This window comes from Kitasatospora acidiphila, from assembly GCF_006636205.1.
GTDB classification, from domain to species: domain Bacteria; phylum Actinomycetota; class Actinomycetes; order Streptomycetales; family Streptomycetaceae; genus Kitasatospora; species Kitasatospora acidiphila.
The window spans coordinates 3,566,094-3,582,084 of record NZ_VIGB01000003.1 but is presented as its reverse complement, the minus strand read 5'-3'; the positions used below and the strand labels follow the sequence as shown (position 1 = coordinate 3,582,084).

Below are 15,991 nucleotides of genomic sequence, written 5' to 3'. Positions count from 1 at the left end.
GGTCACCGTATCCATCCGACGCCCGGTCGGACGACAGTGCGGTCCCCGCTGGTTGCGTCCGCGTCCTGAGCCGGTGGTCACATAGGCTTGCGGCCATGACGAGCCAGCCCGGTACCAGCGCCCTCGCCCGCCTCGATCTGACCCTGGACGGCGGGGCCCTGACCGCCCGGCTGGTCGACCAGCCCTCGGTCAGCGGCGACGAGCAGGAGCTGACCGACCTGGTGGAGCAGGCGCTGCGGGAGCTGCCGCACCTGACCGTCGAGCGCTTCGGCAACAACGTGGTGGCCCGCACCGAGCTGGGCCGGGCCGAGCGGGTGGTGCTGGCCGGCCACCTGGACACCGTGCCGATCGCCGACAACCTGCCGTCCCGGGCCGAGGGCGATCTGCTGTGGGGCTGCGGCACCAGCGACATGAAGTCCGGGGTGGCGGTGCAGTTGCGCCTCGCCGCCACGCTGCCGGCGCCCAACCGCGACCTGACCTTCGTCTTCTACGACTGCGAGGAGGTCGAGGCCTCCCGCAACGGCCTGGGCCGGCTGGCGGCCGCCCACCCGGAGTGGCTCAAGGCCGACTTCGCGGTGCTGATGGAGCCCAGCGGCGCGATGGTGGAGGGCGGCTGCCAGGGCACCCTGCGGGTGAAGGTCCGGCTGACCGGGGTGCGCGCCCACGCGGCCCGCAGCTGGCTCGGCGACAACGCCATCCACCGCGCCGCCGAGGTGCTCGGCCGGCTCGCCGCCTACCAGCCGCGCACCGTGCTGATCGACGGGCTGGAGTACCGGGAGGGACTCAACGCAGTGGACATCCGCGGCGGGGTGGCCGGCAACGTGATCCCCGACGAGTGCGTGGTGACCGTCAACTTCCGCTACGCGCCGGACCGCAGCCCCGAGCAGGCCGAGGCCCATGTGCGCGAGGTGTTCGCCGGCTTCCCGGTCGAGGTGACCGACTCCGCCCCGGGCGCGCTGCCCGGCCTGGACCGCCCGGCCGCCCGGGCCTTCCTGGCCGCCACCGGTGGCCAGGCGCGGGCCAAGTTCGGCTGGACCGACGTGGCCCGGTTCAGTGCGCTGGGCGTGCCCGCCGTCAACTACGGCCCCGGCGATCCGAACCTGGCGCACAAGCGGGACGAGCACTGCTCGCTGAGCGCGATCGCCGAGTGCGAGCAGCGGCTGCGGGACTGGTTGACGGGCCCCGTCGAGTCCAACGAGTAAGGATCGTTTCGCCGGTCGGTCATCCGAATGTTCCCCGTGCGCCACGGGTGGCGGGCGTACAGTTTCGTCATGACAGGGACATCAGCGCAGAACGGCGCAGACGGACGGCGCTTCGGCCACGGGCCGGAGCTGGTGGACGAGCCCGCGGCGGCGGCCGAGCCGGGCAAGAAGGCCTGGCCGGAGAAGCGGAAGGGCCCGGTGCTGCTGCGCCGGGACCAGGTCGAGCCGAGCACCACCGACCAGCGGCTGCTGGACACCACCGGGCCCACCGACTGGCTGCACACCGACCCCTGGCGGGTCTGGCGGATCACCTCGGAGTTCGTCGAGGGCTTCGGCGCGCTCGCCGAACTCCCGCCCGCGGTCAGCGTGTTCGGCTCGGCCCGGACCGGGGTCGACTCCGCGGACTACAAGGCCGGGGTGGCGATCGGCCGGGCCCTGGCCGAGGCCGGCTACGCGGTGATCACCGGTGGCGGGCCCGGCGCGATGGAGGCGGCCAACCGCGGCGCCTCGGAGGCGGGCGGGCTGAGCGTCGGTCTGGGCATCGAGCTGCCGTTCGAACAGGGGCTCAACGAGTTCGTCGACCTCGGGCTGAACTTCCGTTACTTCTTCGTCCGAAAGACCATGTTCGTCAAGTACGCGCAGGGCTTCGTGGTGCTGCCCGGCGGGCTCGGCACGCTGGACGAGCTGTTCGAGGCGCTGACCCTGGTGCAGACCAAGAAGGTCACCCGGTTCCCGGTGATCCTCTTCGGCAGCGCCTACTGGAGCGGCCTGGTGGACTGGCTCCGCGACACCCTGGTGGCCCAGGGCAAGGCCTCGCCGGCCGACCTGGAGCTGTTCCAGGTGACCGACGAGGTCGACGAGGTGCTGCGGATCCTGGCGGACAGCCGCAGGCCCAACGGCACCGAGATCTGACCGGGGTCGAAGCTCCGGTCAGGCCAGTCCGCGGCGGGCGACGGCGGGCTGCCGGGTGCCCTGGATCGAGGCGACCATGTCCAGCACCTGGCGGGTCTCGGCGACCTGGTGCACCCGGTAGATCCGGGCGCCCAGCCACGCCGAGACCGCCGTGGTGGCCAGGGTGCCGAGCAGGCGCTCGTTCACCGGCTTGTCCAGGGTCTCGCCGACGAAGTCCTTGTTGGAGAGCGAGACCAGCACCGGGAACCCGGTGGCGGTCATCTCCGGCAGCCGCCGGGTGGCCTCCAGCGAGTGCCGGGTGTTCTTGCCGAAGTCGTGCCCCGGGTCGATGATCAGGGCGTCCCGCCGCACCCCGAGCGCGGCGGCCCGCTCGGCCAGCCCCACCGTGACGTCGAGGATGTCCGCCATCACGTCCGCGTAGCCGGTCCGGTGCGGCCGGGTGCGCGGCTCGGCACCGCCGGCGTGCGTGCAGACCAGGCCCACACCGCGCTTGGCGGCGACCTCGGCGAGGTGCGGATCGGCCCCGCCCCAGGCGTCGTTGAGCAGGTCGGCGCCCACCTCGCAGACCGCGTCACCCACCTCGTGGCGCCAGGTGTCCACGCTGATCACCACGTCCGGGTGACGCTCGCGCAGCGCCGCGACGAACGGGACGGTGCGGCGCAGCTCCTCCTCGACCGTCACCTCCTCGCCCGGCCCGGCCTTCACCCCGCCGATGTCCAGGATCCTGGCGCCCTCGGCCACCGCCCGGTCGGCGGCGGCGAACGCGGCCTCGTCGGCGAACGTCGCGCCGCGGTCGAAGAAGGAGTCCGGGGTACGGTTGACGATGGCCATGATGACCAGTTCATCCGCACCGAACTCACACGGTCCCAGGCGCAGTGCCACCCCTTGCTCCTCACGCTCTCGCCGACCGGTGCAGCCGGTGTCTCAGTCAGGTCTCGCAGGTATCGATCCGGGGGTGCCCTGGTGCGATGATGGGGCCCCGGCCGTCCCCGGGATCCATGATCCCTCACATGGCCGCATACTCACGTCTCGGGAGGACAGCTCGTGTTCTGGGTGATCGTGGTGGCGATGGCCGTGGTGGTCGGCGGCGCCGCGCTGGTGGCGCTGGGCGGCGGTGGCTCGCTGCCGGAGGCCGTGCACGACCGGATCGCGGCCCGGCTGCCGCAGGAGCGCCCGCTCACCCGGACCGATGTGGACGAGATCCGGCTGCCGATGGCGGTGCGCGGCTACCGGATGGACGAGGTGGACGACGTGCTGGACCGCCTCGGCGCCGAACTCGCCTACCGGGACACCCGGATCGCCGAGCTGGAGGCGGCGGTCGCGGCCGCCGCGCCGGGCACCGGGACGGTCGACGACGCGCCCGGCCCCGTGGACCAGAAGTGAGCGCCCTGGTGACCGGCCCCGACGGTCTGCTGCGCTGCCCGTGGGGCGGTGGGGCCGACGACTACCGGGAGTACCACGACACCGAGTGGGGCCGTCCGGTGCACGGCGAGGATCCGCTGTTCGAGCGGATCTGCCTGGAGGCCTTCCAGTCCGGGCTCTCCTGGATAACCATCCTGCGCCGCCGCGAGGGGTTCCGTGCCGCCTTCGCCGGCTTCCGGATCGCCGAGGTGGCCCGGTTCACCGAGCAGGACGCGGCCCGGCTGCTGGCCGACCCGGGCATCATCCGCAACCGGGCCAAGATCGAGGCCTCGATCGCCAACGCCCGGGCCGCCGAAGCCCTGGCCGGCGGCCTGGACGCGCTGGTCTGGCAGTTCGCCGGCGACCCGGACCGCCCGGCCCCGCGCACCCCGGCCGAGGTGCCGGCCGTGACGCCGGAGTCCACCGCGCTGGCCAAGGAGCTGAAGCGCAACGGCTTCCGGTTCGTCGGCCCGACCACCGTCTACGCGCTGATGCAGGCCTGCGGCCTGGTCAACGACCATCTGGCGGGCTGCCACGTGCGCCAGATGATCGGTTGACGGACCGTCAGCGGCCGACGTACTTCGGCTGCTCCTTGGCGATGAAGGCGCGCACCGCGATCCGGTGGTCCTCGCTGGCCCCGGCCAGGGTCTGCAGCTCGTCCTCCTTGTCCAGGGTCTCGCTCAGCGTGTGGCTGGCGCCGAAGTCCAGCGCGGTCTTGATGGCGCCGTAGGCGACGGTCGGACCGTTCGCCAGCTGCTGGGCGAACTCCCGCGCGGTGGCCGCCAGTTCGGCGGTGGGCACGACCCGGGTGGCGAGCCCGAGGGTGAGCGCCTCGGCCGCCTTGACGGTGCGCGGGAACATCAGCAGCTCGGTCGCCCGGGCGTGCCCGACCAGCCGCGGCAGCGTCCAGGAGGCGCCCGAGTCGGCGGTCAGCGCGACCCCGGCGAACGAGGTGTTGAAGCCCGCGGTGTCGGCCACGATCCGGAAGTCGCAGGCGAAGGCGAGCGAGGCGCCGGCGCCGGCGGCCACCGCGTTGACCGCGGCCACCGTGGGCTTGCGCATCCCGGCGAGCGCCCGCACCAGCGGGTTGTAGTGCTCGGCCACCGTCTTCAGCGGCGCCTCGCCGGTCTCCTCGGCCCGCTTCAGTAGCCCCAGGTGTTCCTTGAGGTCCTGGCCGACGCAGAACGCCTTGTCGCCCGCGCCGGCGAGCAGCACCGCGCGGACCTCGGGGTCGTTCGCGGCCTCGGTCACGATGTCCCGCAGCGCCACCTTGGTCGGCACGTCGAGCGCGTTCATCGCGTCCGGCCGGTTGATGGTGATCACGGCGAGCGCGCCGTCGCGCTCGTAGAGGACGGAATCAGACATGGGTGAGAGCTCCCAACCGGTCGGTACACCACGGACCCGAGTCAGCATGCCGGAGCGCGGCGAGCTGCGGGAGTGTGAGGTAGCGCACCTTTGCCGGGACTTGCGCGGACCGGGCCCGGCACCTTCGCGCCGGCCTCGGGAGGGCGGGCTCGGGTAGGCGGGGAAGGGCAACTGAGGGCTCTTCGCCCGGTCGGGTGATGGGGCGTCTGGGACTGGTTCGGACGGCCCGTGCCGGTGCGACTGCGGGTGCGGATTGCGTGACGTTGGTCATCGGGGCGCCGTATGCGGGATAATGGCTTCCGATCAAAGCGTTCGATACCAGTGGTGGACGGACCGCTGGTACCTAGCTGAGCGGCTGCAGGAAGGGGAACGAGCATGGCGGCCATGAAGCCGCGGACGGGTGACGGCCCGCTGGAGGTCACCAAGGAGGGGCGGGGCATCATCATGCGAGTTCCGCTCGAAGGCGGCGGTCGCCTGGTGGTGGAGCTCACTCCGGACGAGGCGAGCGCCCTTGGCGAAGCTCTGAAGCAGGCCTGCGGCTGACTCCCGGCGCGATCTGCCCCGAGGCCCGGCACCGACCCCTGCGGTCGGTCCGGGCCTCGTGCGTTCCGCCTCGCGCGGTGCGGCTCAGCGCTTGACCGCGCAGAGCAGGCCGTCGCTGATCGGCAGCAGGGCCGGCAGCAGCAGGTCGCTCTCGCGGACCGCCTGGACCAGTTCGCGCATCGCGCCGGTCTCCGGATCGTCCAGCGCCGGATCGGTCAGCCGGCCCTGCTGGAACACCCCCTCGAAGCAGACCACCCCACCGGGGCGCAGCAGCCGCAACGATTCTGCGAGATACGAGTACGACTCCGCGGCGTCCCCGTCGCAGAACACCAGGTCGTACTGGCCGTCGGCGAGGCGCGGCAGCACCTCCAGGGCCCGGCCGGGTATGAACCGCGCCCGGTTGGCGGCGAAGCCCGCCGCCAAGTACGCCTCCCGGGCCAGCTCCTGGCGGATCGGCTCCGGGTCGACGGTGGTCAGGATGCCGTCCGCGCGCATGCCGCGCAGCAGGTACAGCCCGGACACCCCGGTGCCGGTGCCGATCTCGGCCACCGCCTTGGCGCCCAGCGTGGCGGCCAGCAGCCGCAGGCAGGCGCCGCCGCTGGGGCTGACCGAGGTGATGCCGGTGCGGGCCGCCTGCGACCGGGCGTAGGTCAGCACGGCGTCCTCGCCGACGTAGGTGTCGGCGAGGGTCGCAGCCGTGGGCCCGAAGTCGATGATCTGTGTCCTGGTGGGTAGGGGCGCTACCGGATGTCGATATTTCCTGGCACAGATTACTGGCCGGGTGGGAACCGCGCCCGACGGCGGGCCGTTGGACTGCGTGAACGGTTCTCGGTGGAAGAACACACTTTTATCCGGAACTGACGGGTGAGGTGGATATGGTGGTGGCCTTGCTGGGCAGAAGAGCCAACCGAGGAGGTGTGGCCGAGGGCGACGTCCCTGTGCGGCGGCAACACCGCACCTTCGCGTCGGCCCGTACGCCGAAGCCCGTGATGAACCAGTCTGCGCACGCTCCCCTGGACCCCTCGTTCGACGCCGCCGAGTCCGCCGAGCCCTCGGCCCCCGCCGTGCTCGCGACCTTCAATGAGGGACCGGGCGCGCAGGGCTGGACGCCGCCCAGCTGGGAGGAGATCGTCGAGGCGCACAGCGCCCGGGTCTACCGCCTGGCCTACCGGTTGACGGGCAATCAGCACGACGCCGAGGACCTCACCCAGGAGGTCTTCGTCCGGGTCTTCCGGTCGCTCTCCACCTACACCCCCGGCACCTTCGAGGGCTGGCTGCACCGGATCACCACCAACCTCTTCCTGGACATGGTCCGCCGCCGGCAGCGGATCCGGTTCGACGCGCTCGCCGAGGACGCCGCCGAGCGGCTGGCCAGCCGTGAGCCCAGCCCGGCCCAGGCGTTCAGCGACACCCACTTCGACGCCGACATCCAGCAGGCGCTGGACACCCTGGCCCCCGAGTTCCGCGCCGCCGTGGTGCTGTGCGACATCGAGGGGCTGTCCTACGAGGAGATCGCCGCCACCCTGGGCGTCAAGCTCGGCACCGTGCGCAGCCGGATCCACCGGGGCCGCTCGCACCTGCGGGCCGCCCTCAAGCACCGGGCCCCGGGCGCCGCGCCCGGCCGGATCCGGCGTGGTGGCTCCAGTGCGGAGCTGGAGCCCGTGCCGGTGGGGGCGGTGGCCGCCGAAGCGGCCGTCGGACTGCCGGGCGGGAGCGGACGGAGGCGATCGTGAGCGGGGCAGGCCGGTCCGAGGCCAGGCGCGCGGCGTCCAGCCGGGCGGACGACGGGATCGCACAGCTGCCGGAGCTCCGTCCGATAGCGGTCCGACAGCCGGAGTCGGCCGGGGAGCACCACCTCGGCGACCGGCTCACCGCCTATCTGGACGGTGAGCTGGGCCATGACGCCCGCGAGCGGGTGCAGGCCCACCTGGCCACCTGCCCGCAGTGCCTGGCCGAGGCCGACGCGGCGCGCGGGGTCAAGCAGCTGCTCACCCGCACCGCGGCACCCGGCCCGTCCGGGGCGCTGATGGCCCGGCTGCTGGCGGTCGCCGCCCTGCCGGACGACGACGTTCCCCCGGCCTCCCAGGGCCCCGAGGGCGGCGCGCCCGCCGCCGAGGAGCCGTTCACCGAGCCGACCGGGCCGACGCTCGGCGGCAGTCGGCTGACCGGCGGCTCGTTCGGTCGCGGTGCCTCCTTCGGCGGCAACGCACTCGGCGCCGGCGCGCCGCTGCCGCCGGCCGACCCCCGGGCCCACCAGGGCGGGAGGTTCGGCGACGTGCGGCTGTGGAGCGGGCGGCGCGGCACCGGCGAGGGCCCGGCGGTCGCCGAGCGCCGGCGTCCGGCCGCGGCGCTGCCGTTCACCCGCCCGGCGGTGCCGCGCGGGCGGCGGCTGGTGGTCGCGGCCGCCGGCGCCTTCTCGGTCGCGGCGGTGACCCTGGGCGGCTTCGGCAGCCTCGGCCTGGCCGCGGTGGCGGGGGACAGCCCGGTGGACGACCAGCACGGGACGGCCGTCAATCCGCAGGTGCCGGGGGGCAACACCCCGGTGCTGCCGGTGAACGAGCCGATGTCGGTCGACTTCCCGTCCCACTCGCACATCGGCCATCCGTATGACCTGGTGAGCTCCATCCCCACCGGCGGGGCGGCCAATCCGGTGGTGAACGGCCACCAGCTGCCGTAGGCGGCGGGGCCCGGGATTTCGGGGTGTCCGGCGGACGGTTCCCGCCGGACACCCCGATCGCCGCCCCGAGGATTCATCGCCCCGTGGCCTGACAACGGCCGGCGGCCATTACCCTGTAGAGACCGGCGTCGCGGGCCGAGCCGGGTCAGACTGCCGGCACCTGGGAGCTCACGTGTTCTTCGACATAGGCCCACTTGAGATGATCACGCTGGTCGTGATGGCGGTCATCATCTTCGGGCCGGACAAGCTGCCCAAGCTGATCCAGGACAGCGTGGGGTTCATCCGCAAGATCCGCTCGTTCGCGGACGGCGCCAAGGCGGACATCCGCAAGGAGCTCGGCCCCGAGTTCAAGGACTTCGAGTTCGAGGACCTCAACCCGAAGACCTTCGTGCGCAAAAACCTGATCGGCGACGGCGCCGACCCGCTGGGCTTCAAGGAGATCAACGACAGCCTGGGGATCGACACCCTCCGCCAGGAGCTGGACGTGCGGTCGCTGCTCGACGACAAGCCGGGCACCTCGCTCGGGGCCAAGCCGGTGGCCGCCGCGGGCGGCCACCGGCCCGCTGCGGACACCGGGACGCCGCTGGCCGCCGGCGAGCGCGCGCCGTTCGACCCCGACGCCACCTGACCCTCTCGGACCCACGACACCCCGCCCGGCCACCGGCCCGGCGGGGTGTCGCCGTGTCACGCCGCTATTGTGCTGATGGTTCGACAATTCGCTGAGGAGGTCCCGGATGGACACGTCCAGTGCTCAGACGGCCGGTCCGGCCGCCACGGCTACCGCCCAGGCGGCCGAGGTGCCCGGTCGGCGCACCGCCGAGCCCGCCGACCCGCTGGCGCCGTACCAGGCCGCCGACTTCCCCTGGTACGGCCTGGACGAGGGCTGGACCGGCCGCCGCTGGCTGCTCCAGGCGGGCGCCGGCGGGATCCGCCCCGGGCAGCCGCGCACCATCGACTACGGCTCGCTGGGCCACGGCGAGGAGCCGCCGCGCCAGCAGGAGACGCACGGCAACCGCCGGTTCGCGGTGGTGGTGACGGTCGCCCACCGCCCCGGCCGGCGCAGCGCGGACGGCACCGGGCTGCTGGAGGCGACCTCCGCCTCCTCGGCCGCCTGGCTGGCCGGCTCCGGCCTGCTCGGCTCGACCTGGCCCGGGCAGCTGGACCGGGCCCGCCGCCAGGAGTGGCTGGACCAGCAGACCGCCCTGGCCTGGGACCTGGCCGACGACCTCGGCGGCGCCGGCTGGTCCCCGCTGACCCTGCCGGTCAACGGCCTGCCCCAGCCGTTCCGCTACCGCGAGTCGGCGTACGGCTGGGTGCTGGCCGGCGAGGCCCCCGGCGTGCTGCTCGGCGCCTACGGCCGCGGCGTCAGCGCCTACGGCATGGGCTTCAGCGTGGTTCAGGACCTGGCGGCCTACCTCAAGGCTTGAGGGGCGCCAGGTCCTGAGGGGGCGTCAGGTTCAGAACTTGTTCTTCGGCGTCAGTCCGAGGGACAGGCCGGCCAGGCCGCGCTGGCGGCCGCCCAGCTTGCCGGCCACGGCGCGCAGGGCGGCGCCGGCCGGGGAGTCGGGGGCGGCCAGCACGACGGGCTTGCCGTCGTCGCCGCCCTCGCGCAGCCGGACGTCGATCGGGATGTTGCCGAGCACCGGGACGGTGGCGCCGGTGGCCCGGGTGAGCGCGTCGGCCACGGTCTGACCGCCGCCGGTGCCGAAGACGTCCACCATCTCGCCGCAGTGCGGGCAGGGCATGCCGGACATGTTCTCGATCACGCCGACGATCTTCTGGTGGGTCTGCAGCGCGATGGTGCCGGCCCGCTCGGCCACCTCGGCGGCGGCCTGCTGCGGGGTGGTGACGATCAGGATCTCGGCGTTCGGCACCAGCTGGGCCACCGAGATCGCGATGTCGCCGGTGCCGGGCGGCAGGTCGAGCAGCAGCACGTCCAGGTCGCCCCAGTAGACGTCGGCCAGGAACTGCTGCAGCGCGCGGTGCAGCATCGGGCCGCGCCACACCACCGGGGCGTTGCCCGGGGTGAACATGCCGATCGAGATCACCTTCACGCCGTTCGCCGACGGCGGCATGATCATGTCCTCGACCTGGGTCGGACGGCCCTCGACGCCCAGCATCCGCGGCACGCTGTGGCCGTAGATGTCGGCGTCCACCACGGCGACCTTCAGGCCGTCGGCGGCCATCGCGGCGGCCAGGTTGACGGTCACCGAGGACTTGCCCACCCCGCCCTTGCCGGACGCCACCGCGTAGACCCGGGTCAGCGTGTTCGGCTTGGCGAACGGGATCTCCCGCTCGGGCGCACCGCCGCGCAGCAGCTGGGAGAGCTCCTTGCGCTGCTGCTCGCTCATCACGTCGAGCTCGACCTCGACGGTGGTCACGCCCGGGATCCGGCCGACCGCGGTCTTCACCCGGTCGACGATGGTCTCGCGCATCGGGCAGCCGGAGACGGTCAGGTAGACGGCGACCTTGACCGCACCCTGATCGCCGAGCTCCACGGATTTCACCATGCCGAGATCGGTGATCGGGCGGTTGATCTCCGGGTCCTGCACGGTCGACAGCGCCTTGCGGACGGACTCCTCCGTCACGCCGGTCGCGACCTCAGTCTCATTGGCCATGCCTTGATGGTACGGCGCGTCGCCGGGCCGACCGACTGGCCGGTAGCGTGCCGCGGATCACAGCAGGTCGGCCGCCTCCCGGCGCTCGTCCAGCTCCTTGAGCAGGCCCTGCAGCTCCGAGCGGACGAAGTCCCGGGTGGCCACCTCGCCCAGGCCCTGGCGCAGCGCGGCCACCTCCCGGGTGAGGTACTCGGTGTCGGCGATGCTGCGCTCGGCGCGGGCCCGGTCCTGCTCCATGTTGACCCGGTCCCGGTCGTCCTGGCGGTTCTGCGCCAGCAGGATCAGCGGGGCCGCGTAGGAGGCCTGCAGCGAGAGCACCAGGGTGAGGAAGATGAACGGATAGTCGTCGAAGTGCACGCTCGACGGCAGCATCGTGTTCCAGATGACCCAGACGATGATCACCACCGTCATCCAGACGATGAACCGCCCGGTGCCGAGGAAGCGGGCGATCCGTTCGGAGAGCCGGCCGAAGGCCTCCGGGTCGTAGTTGGGCAGTGCCAGCAGCGGGGCCTTGCCGGTGCGCGGCTGGTCCAGCCGGGCCCGCACCGCGGTGCCGTGCGCGGTCTCGGCGCGCTGCTTGCCGCTGCCCTCCCGGCCGCGCGGCTCGCGCAGCTGCCGCAGCTCGCCCTGGAGGCGCTGGCGCAGCCCGTCGTCGTTGCCGTCCCGGCCGGACCGGCCGCGTCTGTTGCGGTCAGCGTCCACGGTGCGCCTCGCTCTCGTGCTCGACAGTGCTGTCCTCCGTGGGGCCGTTCTCGCCGCCGTGCAGGGCGGCCTCGCGCCAGTCCTCGGGCAGCAGGTGGTCCAGGACGTCGTCCACGGTGACCGCGCCCAGCAGATGGTCGGCCTCGTCCACCACCGGTGCTGCGACCAGGTTGTAGGTCGCCAGGTAGCTGGTGATCAGCGGCAGCGGGGTGTCCGGCGGCAGCGGATCGAGGTCGTCGTCCAGCAGCGAGCCGAGCAGCGTGAACGGCGGCTCGCGCAGCAGCCGCTGGAAGTGCACGGTGCCCAGGTACTTGCCGGTGGGCGTCTCGTTCGGCGGTCGGCAGACGTAGACCTGGGCGGCCAGCGCCGGCTTGTGGTCGCGGACCCGGACCCGGGCCAGCGCCTCGGCGACCGTGGCGTCCGGCTCCAGGATGATCGGCTCGGTGGTCATCAGGCCGCCGGCGGTGTTCTCCTCGTAGGAGAGCAGCCGGCGCACCGGCTCCGCCTCGTCCGGCTCCATCAGCTGGAGCAGCCGCTCGGCCTCGTCGCCGGGCAGTTCGGAGAGCAGGTCGGCGGCGTCGTCCGGGTCCATCGCCTCCAGCACGTCGGCGGCCCGCTCGTCCTGCAGCTTGCCGAGGATCTCCACCTGGTCGTCCTCGGGCAGCTCCTCCAGCACGTCGGCCAGCCGCTCGTCGTCCAGCGCGGCCGCCACCTCGGCCCGCCGCTTGGCCGACAGGTGGTGCATCATGCTCGCCAGGTCGGCCGGGCGCAGCTGCTCGAAGGTGGCCAGCAGGTTGGCCGCGCCCTGCCCCTCCTCCGCCAGCGTGAAGCCGGTGACCGCGGACCAGTCCAGGGTGACGGTCTCGCCGCGGGACTTGCGCAGCCGGCTGGGCTTGCCGCGCTGCACGAAGACCTTGCTGACCTCCCACTCGCGCAGCCGGGTCGACACCATGCCCACGTCCAGCACGGTGACCTCGGCGCCGGTGGCGGTCTCGGTGACCCGGCGGTCTAGCAGCTCGGCCAGCACCAGGGTCTCGGTCGGCCGCTGCTCGAAGCGGCGCATGTTGATCACGCCGGTGGTCAGCACCTGGCCGGACTCCAGGCTGGTGACCCGGGTCATCGGCAGGAAGATCCGCCGCCGGCCCACCACCTCGACCACCAGGCCGAGCACCCGCGGCGGGCGGGCACCGATCCGCAGCGCCACCACCACATCGCGCACCCGGCCGACCTGGTCGCCGTTGGGGTCGAAGACGGAGACGCCCGCCAGATGGGAGATGAAGACCCGGCTGCCTGGACCTGCCATGGACTTCCTTCCGCTCGTGATTCCGGGCCAGGCTATCGAACGGATGACGGCCGGGCTTGCCGCCGCCCTCCGGGTGCCCCGTACGCTGTGCCGCATGGACGGGACCACCGCGACTGCTGACCACTTCCTCGACCGGGCACTGCTGGAGGAGGCGGTGAAGAAGTCGGGGCTGCTCTGGGTGCGGCCGGAGGGTGTCACCGAGAGCCGTCCGGTCTGGCACGCCTGGTACGACGGCGCGGTGGTGCTGGTCGGCGGAGGCGCCGAGCAGCCGCTGCACGGGCTGCGGGGCGGCGCCGGGGCCGCGGTCACCGCGCGCAGCAAGGACAAGTGGGGGCGGCTGGTCGGGTTCCAGGCCCGGGTGACCGTCCTCGAGCCGCGCGGCGAGGCCTGGCAGGGCGCGGTGGAGGAGCTCAAGGGCAAGCGGTTGAACGCGCCGGACACCGACACCATCACGGACCGCTGGGCGGCCGAGTGCCAGGTGCTGCGGCTGGAGCCGGTGGGCGGGCTCAGCGAGCGCCCCGGCGCGATGCCGGACGGTTCGCACAGCGCCGAGCCGATGCCCAGCCCGGCCACCACCCGGCGGCCGATCCCGGCCGGGCTGCCGAAGCTGGTGCTGGGCCGACGGCGCCGACGTGGCTGACGGTTCGTCCTCCCTCACCCGGCCCGAGCCCGCCGTCCGGGAGGCCGCCGCGCCGGCCCGCGCCGCCCTGCCCGCCGTCGACCTGCTGCTGCTCGCCGTCTCGATCGTCGGCATCTCCTTCTCCGCACCGCTGATCAGCGCCACCGCCGCACCGGCCCTGGCCATCGCCTGCTGGCGCAACGTCATGTCGGTCGGGGTGCTGGGTCCCTACGCGCTGCTGCGGCACCGCGCCGAACTGCGCCGCATCGGCCGGCGGGAGCTGCTGCTGGCGGTGGCCGCCGGGGTGCTGCTGGCGGCGCACTTCGCGCTCTGGATGCCCAGCCTGCGGATGACCTCGGTGGCCTCGGCCACCGCGCTGGTCACCACCACCCCGCTCTGGGCCATCCTGATCATGCGGTTCACCGGGCACCGGGCGCCACGGCTGGTGTGGCTGGGCACGGCCACCGCCTTCGCCGGGGTGCTGGTGCTCACCGGTGTCGACCTGGGCCTGTCCACCCGGGCGCTGCTCGGCGACGGACTGGCGCTGGCCGCCGGGCTGGCCGCGGCCGGCTACATGCTGCTGGGCGCGGAAGTCCGACGGACCGTCAGCACCACCGCCTACACCCTGGTCTGCTACACCACCACCGCCCTGGTGCTGCTGGCGCTCTGCCTGGCCACCGGCACCCGGCTCAACGGCTGGTCGGCCACCGGCTGGTGGCAGATCGGGCTGCTCATGGTGGTCGCCCAACTGCTCGGGCACTCGCTGAGCAACCGGGTGGTGCGCACCCTGGGGGCCTCGGTGACCTCCACCGCGATCCTGCTGGAGACCCCGGGGGCGACCCTGATCGCCGCGCTCTGGCTGCGCCAGCTGCCACCGGCCGCCTCCTGGCCGGCGCTGATGCTGATCCTGGCCGGGCTGGGACTGGTGGTACGGGGGGAGCGGCGCTGACCGGCCTTAGCCGGGGCCCAGCGGCTACCGGCGGGTAGGCTCGCGGGTATGGCTGCCTCCGACTTCCCGCTGTTCGGCGACCCTTCCTCGGCGCCGCACGACTCGCACGGACCGACCCGGGCCGAGGTGCTGACCGCCGTCGAGGCCCGGCTGCTGACCACCTTCGGCGAACCGAGCGGCCGGGCCGCGATCACCTTCCTGGGCGCCGAGAAGATCGAGGTGCTGCGGTTCGGTCCGGACGGCGACGGCCTGGTCCGCTACGCGACCCTCGGCATGGCCGCCGCGCCGATGGCCGACCCGACCGCAGTGCTGGCCGACCCGGTGCGCGGCCCCCGCGTCGAGCTGCTGCTCACCCTGCGCGACGGGCGCGACGAGGTGCTCCGGGCGCTCGCGGTCTTCGCGGCCACCCCGCAGGTGGAGGGCCTGGTGGTGGCGCCCGGCAGTTCGCTGGACCTGGGGGAGCCGCTCTGGCCGGGCGCGCCGTTCACCTCGGTGCTGGCGGGCGAGGGCAGCGGCCTGGTGGCGGACCTGGAACTGCCCGAGCCCGCCGAGGCGGTGCGCTTCCTGCCGCTGCTGCCGATGACGCCCAACGAGGCCGCGCACAAGCGGGTGCGCGGGGCCGCCGAGCTGCAGGAGCGCTGGCTGGCCCACGGCACCGACCTGCGCGATCCGCAGCGCCGCGGGGTCTCGCTGGACTGAGCCGGGCCCAGGGCCCAGGGAGCGTCAGCCGGTGATCGGCTTGGCGCCGGTGGCCTGGTCGAGCAGCGCCTGGAAGGCCTCCGGCTCGGTGGTGAAGGCGCCCAGGCCCACCGTCTTGCGGGAGCCGTGGTAGTCGCTGGAGCCGGTGCGGAACAGGCCGAGGCCGGCGGCCAGTTCGCGCAGCCGGGCGCGGGTCGCCTCGTCGTGGTCCACGTGGTCCACCTCGAGCCCGCCCAGCCCGGCGGCCGCGAGCTCGGCGATCACCTGCTCGGAGACGGTCCGGCCGCGCTTGACCGCGCCCGGGTGGGCGAAGACCGGCACCCCGCCGGCGGCCCGGACCAGCCGGACCGCCTCGAACGGGTCGGTCTCGTGCTTGGGCACGTCGGCCCGGCCGCCGTTGGCCAGCCACTCGGCGGTGAAGGCATCCGAGACGGTGGCCACCACGCCCGCCTCCACCAGCGCGCTGGCGATGTGCGGACGGCCCACCGAGCCCGACCCGGCGATCCGCTGCACCTGCTCCCAGGTGATCGGCGCGCCGAGCGCCCGGCACTTGTCGACCACCGCGCGCCCGCGCCGGAACCGGTCGGTGCGCACCAGTTCGCGCTCGGCGGCGAAGGCCGGCTCGGTCGGGTCGAAGAGGTAGGCCAGCAGGTGCATGCTGACCCCCTCGACCCGGCAGGACAGCTCCGCGCCAGGCACCAGGGTCAGCCGGGTGCCGGCCGGCAGCGCCCGCACCGCCGCGGCCGCCTCCTCGTACCCGGCCACGGTGTCGTGGTCGGTCAGCGCCACCACGTCCAGGCCGGCCGCGACCGCGGCGGCGACCAGCTCGGCCGGGGTGTCCGTTCCGTCGGAGGCGTTGCTGTGGGCGTGCAGGTCGATGCGCACGGGCTGGCTCCTGACGGACGAGGCCTTGGGCTGGAGCGGCCCAGGATAGTGGCGGGTGGGCCCCGACCGGCAGGCCGGCGGCCGGCTCGACGGCCGGCCTGCCGGCCGGTTCGACG

At 73.6% G+C, this 15,991-nt stretch carries 19 protein-coding genes; 12 read left to right on the top strand and 7 right to left on the bottom strand.

Annotated features, from left to right (window positions below; genetic code table 11):
* The first annotated feature begins 95 nt into the window (after nucleotides 1-95).
* Both dapE and E6W39_RS16740 read left to right on the top strand, forming a co-directional pair.
* Nucleotides 96-1,202, top strand: coding sequence for a succinyl-diaminopimelate desuccinylase (gene dapE / locus E6W39_RS16745; RefSeq protein ID WP_141634199.1), 1,107 nt, complete (start codon nucleotides 96-98; stop codon nucleotides 1,200-1,202).
* A gap of 69 nt (nucleotides 1,203-1,271) precedes the next feature.
* Entirely contained in the window at nucleotides 1,272-2,114 is an 843-nt protein-coding gene (locus E6W39_RS16740) for an LOG family protein (protein WP_101385238.1), read from the top strand.
* 18 nt (nucleotides 2,115-2,132) lie between these two features.
* On the opposite strand, the gene folP is transcribed toward E6W39_RS16740, so the two are convergent.
* Nucleotides 2,133-2,945 carry a dihydropteroate synthase gene (folP, locus tag E6W39_RS16735; protein ID WP_141637784.1) on the bottom strand — a complete coding sequence of 271 codons (813 nt, stop codon included), beginning with the start codon at nucleotides 2,943-2,945 and terminating at the stop codon, nucleotides 2,133-2,135.
* Between the two features lie 213 nt (nucleotides 2,946-3,158).
* Here folP and E6W39_RS16730 point away from each other — a divergent pair, with 213 nt between their 5' ends.
* Both E6W39_RS16730 and E6W39_RS16725 read left to right on the top strand, forming a co-directional pair.
* Nucleotides 3,159-3,497, top strand: a complete 339-nt coding sequence (locus E6W39_RS16730) for a DivIVA domain-containing protein (protein ID WP_141634198.1) — start codon at nucleotides 3,159-3,161, stop codon at nucleotides 3,495-3,497.
* The gene (locus E6W39_RS16725) at nucleotides 3,494-4,072 is read left to right on the top strand and encodes a DNA-3-methyladenine glycosylase I (protein ID WP_141634197.1); all 579 of its coding nucleotides are present in this window, start codon (nucleotides 3,494-3,496) and stop codon (nucleotides 4,070-4,072) included. The genes E6W39_RS16730 and E6W39_RS16725 overlap by 4 nt, the downstream gene beginning before the upstream one ends.
* Before the next feature lie 7 nt (nucleotides 4,073-4,079).
* On the opposite strand, the gene E6W39_RS16720 is transcribed toward E6W39_RS16725, so the two are convergent.
* Nucleotides 4,080-4,880 (bottom strand): enoyl-CoA hydratase/isomerase family protein, encoded by an 801-nt coding sequence (locus E6W39_RS16720; RefSeq protein WP_141634196.1) that lies wholly within the window; start codon nucleotides 4,878-4,880, stop codon nucleotides 4,080-4,082.
* Between the two features lie 375 nt (nucleotides 4,881-5,255).
* Between E6W39_RS16720 and E6W39_RS16715 the strand changes: the two genes are divergently transcribed.
* Nucleotides 5,256-5,423: a DUF3117 domain-containing protein gene (locus E6W39_RS16715; RefSeq protein ID WP_083976644.1), complete on the top strand. Its 168-nt coding sequence runs from the start codon at nucleotides 5,256-5,258 to the stop codon at nucleotides 5,421-5,423.
* Nucleotides 5,424-5,507: 84 nt separating this feature from the next.
* On the opposite strand, the gene E6W39_RS16710 is transcribed toward E6W39_RS16715, so the two are convergent.
* Nucleotides 5,508-6,140 carry an O-methyltransferase gene (locus tag E6W39_RS16710; protein WP_141637783.1) on the bottom strand — a complete coding sequence of 211 codons (633 nt, stop codon included), beginning with the start codon at nucleotides 6,138-6,140 and terminating at the stop codon, nucleotides 5,508-5,510.
* Between the two features lie 272 nt (nucleotides 6,141-6,412).
* On the opposite strand from E6W39_RS16710, the gene sigE reads away from it, so the two are divergent.
* The 4 genes from sigE (at nucleotide 6,413) to E6W39_RS16690 (ending at nucleotide 9,527) form a co-directional block, all read left to right on the top strand.
* Complete coding sequence (gene sigE, locus E6W39_RS16705; RefSeq protein WP_141637782.1) at nucleotides 6,413-7,156, top strand: RNA polymerase sigma factor SigE; 744 nt, start codon at nucleotides 6,413-6,415, stop codon at nucleotides 7,154-7,156.
* Nucleotides 7,153-8,100, top strand: coding sequence for a zf-HC2 domain-containing protein (locus E6W39_RS16700; protein ID WP_228718187.1), 948 nt, complete (start codon nucleotides 7,153-7,155; stop codon nucleotides 8,098-8,100). The genes sigE and E6W39_RS16700 overlap by 4 nt, the downstream gene beginning before the upstream one ends.
* A gap of 172 nt (nucleotides 8,101-8,272) precedes the next feature.
* On the top strand, nucleotides 8,273-8,728 hold the full coding sequence (locus tag E6W39_RS16695) for a sec-independent translocase (protein ID WP_141634195.1): 456 nt from the start codon (nucleotides 8,273-8,275) through the stop codon (nucleotides 8,726-8,728).
* A 106-nt stretch (nucleotides 8,729-8,834) separates the two neighbouring features.
* Nucleotides 8,835-9,527 carry a hypothetical protein gene (locus E6W39_RS16690; protein WP_141634194.1) on the top strand — a complete coding sequence of 231 codons (693 nt, stop codon included), beginning with the start codon at nucleotides 8,835-8,837 and terminating at the stop codon, nucleotides 9,525-9,527.
* Nucleotides 9,528-9,557: 30 nt separating this feature from the next.
* On the opposite strand, the gene E6W39_RS16685 is transcribed toward E6W39_RS16690, so the two are convergent.
* The 3 genes from E6W39_RS16685 to E6W39_RS16675 form a co-directional block, all read right to left on the bottom strand.
* Nucleotides 9,558-10,718, bottom strand: coding sequence for an Mrp/NBP35 family ATP-binding protein (locus E6W39_RS16685; RefSeq protein ID WP_141634193.1), 1,161 nt, complete (start codon nucleotides 10,716-10,718; stop codon nucleotides 9,558-9,560).
* 57 nt (nucleotides 10,719-10,775) lie between these two features.
* A complete protein-coding gene (locus E6W39_RS16680) occupies nucleotides 10,776-11,339 on the bottom strand; it encodes a DUF1003 domain-containing protein (protein WP_181799698.1) in 564 nt (187 codons plus the stop codon).
* Between the two features lie 70 nt (nucleotides 11,340-11,409).
* Nucleotides 11,410-12,723 carry a magnesium transporter MgtE N-terminal domain-containing protein gene (locus E6W39_RS16675; protein ID WP_141634192.1) on the bottom strand — a complete coding sequence of 438 codons (1,314 nt, stop codon included), beginning with the start codon at nucleotides 12,721-12,723 and terminating at the stop codon, nucleotides 11,410-11,412.
* A gap of 94 nt (nucleotides 12,724-12,817) precedes the next feature.
* Between E6W39_RS16675 and E6W39_RS16670 the strand changes: the two genes are divergently transcribed.
* The 3 genes from E6W39_RS16670 to E6W39_RS16660 are packed head-to-tail and all read left to right on the top strand — an operon-like array spanning nucleotide 12,818 to nucleotide 14,990.
* Nucleotides 12,818-13,363 (top strand): hypothetical protein, encoded by a 546-nt coding sequence (locus tag E6W39_RS16670; protein ID WP_141634191.1) that lies wholly within the window; start codon nucleotides 12,818-12,820, stop codon nucleotides 13,361-13,363.
* Nucleotides 13,356-14,291: a DMT family transporter gene (locus tag E6W39_RS16665; protein ID WP_181799296.1), complete on the top strand. Its 936-nt coding sequence runs from the start codon at nucleotides 13,356-13,358 to the stop codon at nucleotides 14,289-14,291. Before E6W39_RS16670 ends, E6W39_RS16665 begins: the two co-directional genes overlap by 8 nt.
* A 48-nt stretch (nucleotides 14,292-14,339) precedes the next feature.
* The gene (locus tag E6W39_RS16660; RefSeq protein WP_141634190.1) at nucleotides 14,340-14,990 is read left to right on the top strand and encodes a suppressor of fused domain protein; all 651 of its coding nucleotides are present in this window, start codon (nucleotides 14,340-14,342) and stop codon (nucleotides 14,988-14,990) included.
* A gap of 24 nt (nucleotides 14,991-15,014) precedes the next feature.
* On the opposite strand, the gene E6W39_RS16655 is transcribed toward E6W39_RS16660, so the two are convergent.
* Nucleotides 15,015-15,875, bottom strand: coding sequence for a PHP domain-containing protein (locus E6W39_RS16655; RefSeq protein WP_141634189.1), 861 nt, complete (start codon nucleotides 15,873-15,875; stop codon nucleotides 15,015-15,017).
* Nucleotides 15,876-15,991 lie beyond the last annotated feature (116 nt).